The sequence below is a fragment of the Mesorhizobium sp. M7A.F.Ca.CA.002.05.1.1 genome (genome assembly GCF_003998335.1).
GTDB lineage: Bacteria > Pseudomonadota > Alphaproteobacteria > Rhizobiales > Rhizobiaceae > Mesorhizobium.
Genome location: NZ_RZQI01000302.1, coordinates 1 through 6,380, shown reverse-complemented (window position 1 = coordinate 6,380; position 6,380 = coordinate 1). Strand labels below are relative to the sequence as shown.

At 62.6% G+C, this 6,380-nt stretch carries 9 protein-coding genes and 1 pseudogene; 7 read left to right on the top strand and 3 right to left on the bottom strand.

The features are described from left to right. The 3 genes and pseudogenes from EN939_RS38555 to EN939_RS16795 all read right to left on the bottom strand — a co-directional run. Positions 1-219 (bottom strand): annotated as a pseudogene (locus EN939_RS38555) (YeiH family putative sulfate export transporter); the annotation flags it as partial. A gap of 66 nt (positions 220-285) precedes the next feature. Then, positions 286-663 carry an ester cyclase gene (locus EN939_RS16800; protein WP_164748991.1) on the bottom strand — a complete coding sequence of 126 codons (378 nt, stop codon included), beginning with the start codon at positions 661-663 and terminating at the stop codon, positions 286-288. A gap of 151 nt (positions 664-814) precedes the next feature. Further along, a complete protein-coding gene (locus tag EN939_RS16795; protein ID WP_127268898.1) occupies positions 815-1,708 on the bottom strand; it encodes a LysR family transcriptional regulator in 894 nt (297 codons plus the stop codon). Between the two features lie 153 nt (positions 1,709-1,861). On the opposite strand from EN939_RS16795, the gene EN939_RS16790 reads away from it, so the two are divergent. The 7 genes from EN939_RS16790 to EN939_RS16760 all read left to right on the top strand — a co-directional run bounded on the left by EN939_RS16790 (position 1,862) and on the right by EN939_RS16760 (position 6,167). Beyond that, a complete protein-coding gene (locus EN939_RS16790) occupies positions 1,862-2,257 on the top strand; it encodes a (R)-mandelonitrile lyase (protein ID WP_127268897.1) in 396 nt (131 codons plus the stop codon). Between the two features lie 57 nt (positions 2,258-2,314). Next, on the top strand, positions 2,315-2,650 hold the full coding sequence (locus EN939_RS16785; protein ID WP_127268895.1) for a carboxymuconolactone decarboxylase family protein: 336 nt from the start codon (positions 2,315-2,317) through the stop codon (positions 2,648-2,650). A gap of 5 nt (positions 2,651-2,655) precedes the next feature. Beyond that, positions 2,656-3,645 (top strand): aldo/keto reductase, encoded by a 990-nt coding sequence (locus EN939_RS16780; protein WP_127268893.1) that lies wholly within the window; start codon positions 2,656-2,658, stop codon positions 3,643-3,645. 145 nt (positions 3,646-3,790) lie between these two features. Further along, the gene (locus EN939_RS16775) at positions 3,791-4,264 is read left to right on the top strand and encodes a flavodoxin (protein ID WP_236382718.1); all 474 of its coding nucleotides are present in this window, start codon (positions 3,791-3,793) and stop codon (positions 4,262-4,264) included. 66 nt (positions 4,265-4,330) lie between these two features. Continuing rightward, positions 4,331-5,071: an SDR family oxidoreductase gene (locus tag EN939_RS16770; RefSeq protein WP_127268889.1), complete on the top strand. Its 741-nt coding sequence runs from the start codon at positions 4,331-4,333 to the stop codon at positions 5,069-5,071. 217 nt (positions 5,072-5,288) lie between these two features. Further along, complete coding sequence (locus EN939_RS16765; RefSeq protein WP_127268887.1) at positions 5,289-5,768, top strand: GNAT family N-acetyltransferase; 480 nt, start codon at positions 5,289-5,291, stop codon at positions 5,766-5,768. A 15-nt stretch (positions 5,769-5,783) separates the two neighbouring features. Continuing rightward, positions 5,784-6,167, top strand: a complete 384-nt coding sequence (locus EN939_RS16760) for an ACT domain-containing protein (protein ID WP_127268885.1) — start codon at positions 5,784-5,786, stop codon at positions 6,165-6,167. Positions 6,168-6,380 lie beyond the last annotated feature (213 nt).

Genomic DNA, 6,380 nt, shown 5'->3' with positions numbered 1-6,380 from the left:
GCCCGAAACATTGCGGGCCGAGAAGGCGACGGCAGTAATCATCGTGACAAGGACGATGCCGGGGACGATGCCATTCCAGTTGAGGGATTTCCGCCCTCGTGTCAGATCGGCAGGAAAAGCGCTTTTCGGAATATCGTTCGCGAAGTGGGAAACGGAAGACAAAGCAATGCTCCAGACGGGTGTGCCGGAGGAATGCCATTCCTCAAATAATCTTTCCAACGAATTATTTTCGTCATAATGATCGATTTTTACGAACGATCGGCGTCATCTTCTGGCCGGCCTGAATTAAAGCTGCGCTTCGATGGCCGCCTTGTCGATCACCGACCAGACGTTCCTGATCCTGTCGTCGAGGAATTCATAGAAGACGTTCTCGCTGAAGGACACCTTCCTGCCGTTGATGGGCAGGCCGAAGAAGGTTCCCTTCGGCGTGCAGTTGAACTGGAGCCGGCTGGCTATGAACGGCGGTTCGGCGATCAGCAGCTGGATGTCGAAATAGAGGTCCGGGATTTCCCGAAAATCGCGCTCCAGCATTTCTTGGTAACCCGACAGCCCGACGCGGTCGCCATTGTAATGCACCTCGTCATGAACGAAGCGATTCAGCTTCTGCCAGTCCTGATTGTTGAGGCAGGCGATGTAGCCTCGATAAAGGTCGGTCACGGTCACGGCGATAGCTCCGGATTTCGTCAGATCTGCTCGATCCGGAAGATAGAACGACGGCGGGCACAGTCCAGATGGAGAGCCTGTTCCCGAATCGGGATGGGGCTCTATCTGCTCGTTTTGAGCATGATCTTTTTCGGAAACCCGGTTTCCTGTTCTAGCCTCGGTAGCGCAGCGCGTCGACCAGCAGCGAGAAGGCCGGCGTCGCTTGCCGGCGGCTGGGGTAATAGAGATGGTAGCCGGGGAAAGGCGCGCACCAGTCGGCGAGCACCCGCACCAGCCGGCCGTCGGCCAGATGGGCCGTTACCTGTTCCTCCGGCAGATAGGCAAGGCCGAGGCCGGCGAGCACCGCGTTCATGCGCAGCGCGGACGTATTGAACACCAACTGGCCCTCGACCCGCACTTTCAGCTCGCGCCCGGCCTTCTCGAACTCCCAGGCGTAGAGCCCGCCATAGGTCGGCAGCCGCAGATTGATGCAATTGTGGGTGGTCAGGTCCTGTGGCGTGCGCGGTTTCGGCCATTTGGCGAAATAGGCCGGCGATCCGACCACCGCCATGCGCATGTCGGGGCCGATGCGCACCGCGATCATGTCGCGCGCCACCTGTTCGCCCAGCCGCACGCCGGCGTCGAAGCGCTCGGCAACGATGTCGGTCAGGCTGTAGTCGACGATGATCTCGACTTTGATGTCAGGATAGTCGGGCAGGAATTTCGCCAGGGCAGGCCACAGGATCGCATCGGCGGCATGCTCACCGGCGGTGATGCGGATGGTGCCGGCGGGTTTTTCGCGCAAGGCGCTGAGTGCCGCGATCTCGGCTTCGATCTCATCGAGCCGCGGCCCCACGGTGCGAGCCAGCCGCTCGCCGGCCTCGGTGGGCGACACGCTGCGCGTGGTGCGGGTCAGGAGCCGCACGCCCAGCCGCTCCTCCAGCGCCCGCACCGTATGGCTGAGCGCCGATTGGGAAACCCCGAGCTTGGCCGCCGCCCTGGTGAAGCTTTCCTCGCGCGCGACGGCGAGGAATGCGGTTAGCTCATTCAGATTGTCTCGCGGCATTCATGAGCCCCTTTCATAAGATCATGCTGGATATAGCACCTAATCGGCACCAATCGCAGACCCTAGATAGGCGTCATCACACCGGGCGCCTCTACCGGCAGCCTCTGAAGACCGGCGGTCGTGTCACGCCTGTTGCCAGGAAGGGACAAAACCATGGACATCACGCGAAACGGCTCTCAAGCCTCGGCCAGGGGATCGGCCGATTATTTCACCGGCGCGGTGCGCATCGACGCGCCGTTCAAGGGCAGCGAGCCCGCCCGCGTCGGCGGCGCCACCGTGACTTTCGAGCCCGGTGCGCGCACCGCTTGGCACACGCATCCCCTTGGCCAGACGCTGATCGTCCTCTCGGGCGCCGGCCTGGTGCAGCGCGAGGGCGGCCCGATCGAACCGATCCTGCCCGGCGACATCGTCTGGTTCGCGCCCGGAGAGAAGCATTGGCATGGCGCCGCGCCGACCACCGCGATGAGCCACATCGCTGTCGCCGAAGCGCTCGACGGCAAGGTCGTCGACTGGCTGGAGCATGTCAGCGACGAACAATACGGGGTTTGACCAAGTATCGGCGCGTGGCGCCGAGTTCAACGCCCGAACTCTTCGAAGGAGACCACCATGACAGATGTTCCAAGGCTGAAAAGCCCATTCTCCGATATCGCTCCCGCGCTTGGCAGATACACCGACGAGGTGTTGTTCGGCAACGTTTGGGAGCGCCCCGGCCTGTCGCCGCGGGACCGCAGCCTTGTCACCGTCACCAGCCTGATTTCGGGCTACCGGATCAATGAAATGCCTTTTCACATGAAGCGCGCGCTCGACAATGGCGTCACCCGCGACGAACTCATCGAAACCATTACACATCTCGCCTTCTACGCCGGATGGCCAACGGCAGCCACGGCTCTGGGCATTGCCCGCAAGGTCTTCGAACAAGCCGACGCCGAGAAGAAGGGATAACGACAATGCAGAAGCGCACACTTGGAAACAGCGGTCTCGACGTTTCGGCCATCGGGCTCGGCTGCATGGGAATGAGCCAGTCATACGGGCAGCCGATGGAGACGGCGGATGCAGTCCACCTGATCAGGGCGGCGTTCGACCGTGGCATCACCTTCTTCGACACCGCGGAGGTCTATGGACCGTTCACGAACGAGGAGGTCGTCGGCGAGGCGCTGCAGCCGATCCGCGACCAGGTGGTGATCGCCACCAAATTCGGCATCGACATCGCCGGGACAGCCCGACACGATGGCATGGACAGCCGGCCGCAGCATATTCGTGACGTCGTCGAGGCCTCGCTCAGGCGGCTGAGGACCGACCACATAGACCTCCTATACCAGCACCGCGTCGATCCGGTCGTGCCGATCGAAGAGGTGGCGGGCGCTGTGAAGGACTTGATCAGCCAAGGCAAGGTGAAGCATTTCGGTCTCTCCGAGGCGGGCGTACGCACGATCCGGCGCGCGCATGCGGTACAGCCGGTCGCCGCGGTCCAGAGCGAATATTCGCTCTGGTGGCGTGAACCGGAAGAGGCGATCCTGCCGGTGCTTGAAGAACTGGGGATCGGCTTCGTGCCCTTCAGCCCGCTGGGCAAGGGGTTCCTCACCGGCGCCATCGATGCCAGCACGACGTTCGACAGCAGCGACTTCCGCAACACCGTGCCGCGTTTTGCGGAAGACGCCCGCAAGGCGAACCAGGCGCTGGTCGACGCGATCGGCGTGATCGCTGCCGAGAAGAAGGCGACATCAGCACAGGTCGCTCTCGCCTGGCTGCTGGCGCAGAAGCCCTGGATCGTTCCGATCCCCGGCACCACCAAGCTCAATCGCCTCGAAGAGAACATCGCGTCGGCCACCATCGCGCTGACGGCGGACGATCTTGCCAACATCGAGAATGCGGTCTCGGCGATCGCGGTGAAGGGAGCGCGCTATTCTCCGCAACAGGAAGCAAGGATCGATCGTTAGCCACCTGGGAGAGCGTGATGAGCCAACCAGTCTCAAGACGAGGTGCGCTGATGACCATGCTTGCACTGCCTCTGGGCGCCGGATTGAGTCCCGGATCGAGCCGCCCGCCAGTGCGTCGAGCGCGCGGCGAACGGGCGGCGCCAAAGTGCTGGTGGCCTACTACACCCGCACCGGCAACACGCGGGTCATCGCGCGCCAGATCAGCAGGACTCTGCGAGCGGATATTTTCGAGATCGCGACCGTCGATCCCTACCCGGAAGACTACAAGCAGCAGGTTGCGGTGGCGGAGCAGCAGCGGGAGTCCGGTTTCGAACCGGCGCTGGCCGCCACGGTGCCTGATATCGGAACCTACGAGACGGTGTTCCTCGGATTTCCGATCTGGGGCATGACCGCGCCTTCGGTGATCCGCTCCTTCCTGTCGAAACACGATCTGTCCGGCAAGACCTTGGTGCCGTTCATCACCCATGGCGGCTACGGAACAGGGCAGAGCCTGAAAGTCCTCGCAGATCATGCACCAGGGGCACGGCTCATCAAGGGTTTTTCCAAGCAGTGCGACCAGGAACGCCAGACGCTTGACGAGGTCACCGGCTGGCTCGGCCGGGTCGAATTGCCCCGCTGAGCCGCCAACGCGAACGCCCAGGCTGCCGTGGGCAGCGAAGCCAAAGATCAGAAAAGGAAAAGAATCATGGCCGAGAACATCAGGGACAAAGTCGTCGTCATCACTGGCGCCAGCAGCGGGCTGGGCGAAGCCGCCGCACGGCTTCTGGCCAGGGAGGGTGCGAAACTGGTCCTGGGGGCGCGCCGCCTTGACCGGTTGCAGGCGCTGGCCGGCGCGCTTTCACTTGGCGAGGGCGCCATCCTTCAGACCGACGTTACCGATGTCGGCCAGGTCCGGCATCTGGTCGACCATGCGGTCGAGACGCACGGCCGCGTCGACGTCATGATCAACAATGCCGGCCTGATGCCGCATTCCCCGCTGGAGCGCGGCAAGGTCGAGGACTGGGACCGCATGATCGACGTCAACATCAAGGGCGTGCTCTACGGCATTGCCGCGGCACTGCCGCACATGAAGACGCAGAAAAGCGGCCACATCATCAACGTGTCGTCGGTCGCCGGCCACAAGGTCGGGCCGGGCGGAGCGGTCTATGCCGCGACCAAGCACGCGGTGCGCATCATCTCGGAAGGTCTGCGCCAGGAAGTGAAACCCTACAACGTCCGCACCACCATCATCTCGCCCGGTGCCGTGGCGACCGAACTGCCCGGCAGCGTCACCGAGGCCGATGTCGCCGAGGGCGTACGCGCACTCTACGACCGGGTGGCCATTCCGGCCGATTCCTTCGCCAGGACGGTGGTGTTCGCCATGAGCCAGCCCGACGAGGTCGACATCAACGAAATCCTGTTCAGACCGACGGCGCAGGAATACTGAAGCCGTTGTAGGTGTCTTGACGCGCCGCGCTTCCTGTTCCAGCTTGGCGCCATGTTCTTCCTCGCGCCCACCAACACCAAGCGACGTCGCCCCTGCACAATGCGGAGCGGCAGACTGATTGCGCGACGACAAAGATCGGCAGGATAGACCCGGTTCGTTCGTTTCCAGCCCCGCCCGCGACACCGCCGGCGGGGTTTTTCATGTCTGGAGCACTTTGATGACCAACAATTCTTCCATCCGGCTTCGGCCGGCCGTGCCTGCTGACGCCGCCGCGATCCGGGATATCGTTCGTGCCGCCTATGTCAAATGGGTGCCGGTGATCGGCCGCGAGCCGCTGCCGATGCGCACCGACTACGACAAGGCCGTTGCCGAGCATCCGTTCGATCTCGCCGTCGAGGATGATCGGATCGTCGGGATGATCGAAACCGTGCTGGCTGACGGTCACCTGTGGATCGAGAATGTCTGTGTGGCACCGGATGCGCAGGGCAGGGGGATCGGCCGGCTGTTGCTGGAACTGGCCGAGCGCAAGGCGGTCGAAGCGGGCCGCCTCGAGCTTCGCCTGCTGACCAATGGCGCCTTCGAGGCGAATGTGTCGCTGTACAAAAGGTATGGCTATGTCATCGATAGGGAAGAGCCTTTCATGAACGGTATGACGGTCCACATGAGCAAGAAGCTGGCGGGATCACCGGCGATCTGAGGGAGGGGTTCGACAATGGCCATCTGCGTCAGGCTCAAACAACTCCCAGGGTTTCACGCGGTTGCCCGGCTGGCGGCGGGGGAGACCATCCCCGGTTGGGCGGACGGGCCAGGCTTCGTCAGCATCACAAGGACTGACGACGAGCTTTCGATCGTTTGCCTGCAGGATCGTGTGCCGGATAGTGTCAGGCAGGACGGTGACTGGGTGGCCTTCAAGCTCCAGGGGCCGTTTGCCTTCGACGAAACCGGTATCGTGTTGTCGGTCATCAGGCCGTTGTCGGAAAACGGGCTGGGCATCTTCGTGGTGTCCACTTTCGATGGCGACCATCTGTTGGTGAAAGCGACGGATCAGGCTGCGGCGAGGCGATTTCTGGTCGAGGCCGGGCATATCTTGCTGTAGTCCATCCTCACCAAGCCGGTTGCTGACCCGAACGCTCTGGCTCAATCACTGCCGCACTGGCTCAACCACTTCGGGGGTTGCGTTTGACAGCGGCGTTTGTGCATCGTTATCTCCAGCCAGATATGACGGCCCGGCGCGACGATGCGGTCAAGGAGAAAACCATGTCACACAATCTGCAGTTCTATATCGATGGCGCGTGGGTCGATCCTGTTG

What these genes read in the sequence shown, in the direction of transcription:
- EN939_RS16795 (WP_127268898.1), bottom strand. Translation starts at nt 1,708, where the DNA reads ATGCCGCGAGACAATCTGAATGAGCTAACCGCATTCCTCGCCGTCGCG.
- EN939_RS16790 (WP_127268897.1), top strand. Translation starts at nt 1,862, where the DNA reads ATGGACATCACGCGAAACGGCTCTCAAGCCTCGGCCAGGGGATCGGCC.
- EN939_RS16785 (WP_127268895.1), top strand. Translation starts at nt 2,315, where the DNA reads ATGACAGATGTTCCAAGGCTGAAAAGCCCATTCTCCGATATCGCTCCC.
- EN939_RS16780 (WP_127268893.1), top strand. Translation starts at nt 2,656, where the DNA reads ATGCAGAAGCGCACACTTGGAAACAGCGGTCTCGACGTTTCGGCCATC.
- EN939_RS16770 (WP_127268889.1), top strand. Translation starts at nt 4,331, where the DNA reads ATGGCCGAGAACATCAGGGACAAAGTCGTCGTCATCACTGGCGCCAGC.
- EN939_RS16765 (WP_127268887.1), top strand. Translation starts at nt 5,289, where the DNA reads ATGACCAACAATTCTTCCATCCGGCTTCGGCCGGCCGTGCCTGCTGAC.
- EN939_RS16760 (WP_127268885.1), top strand. Translation starts at nt 5,784, where the DNA reads ATGGCCATCTGCGTCAGGCTCAAACAACTCCCAGGGTTTCACGCGGTT.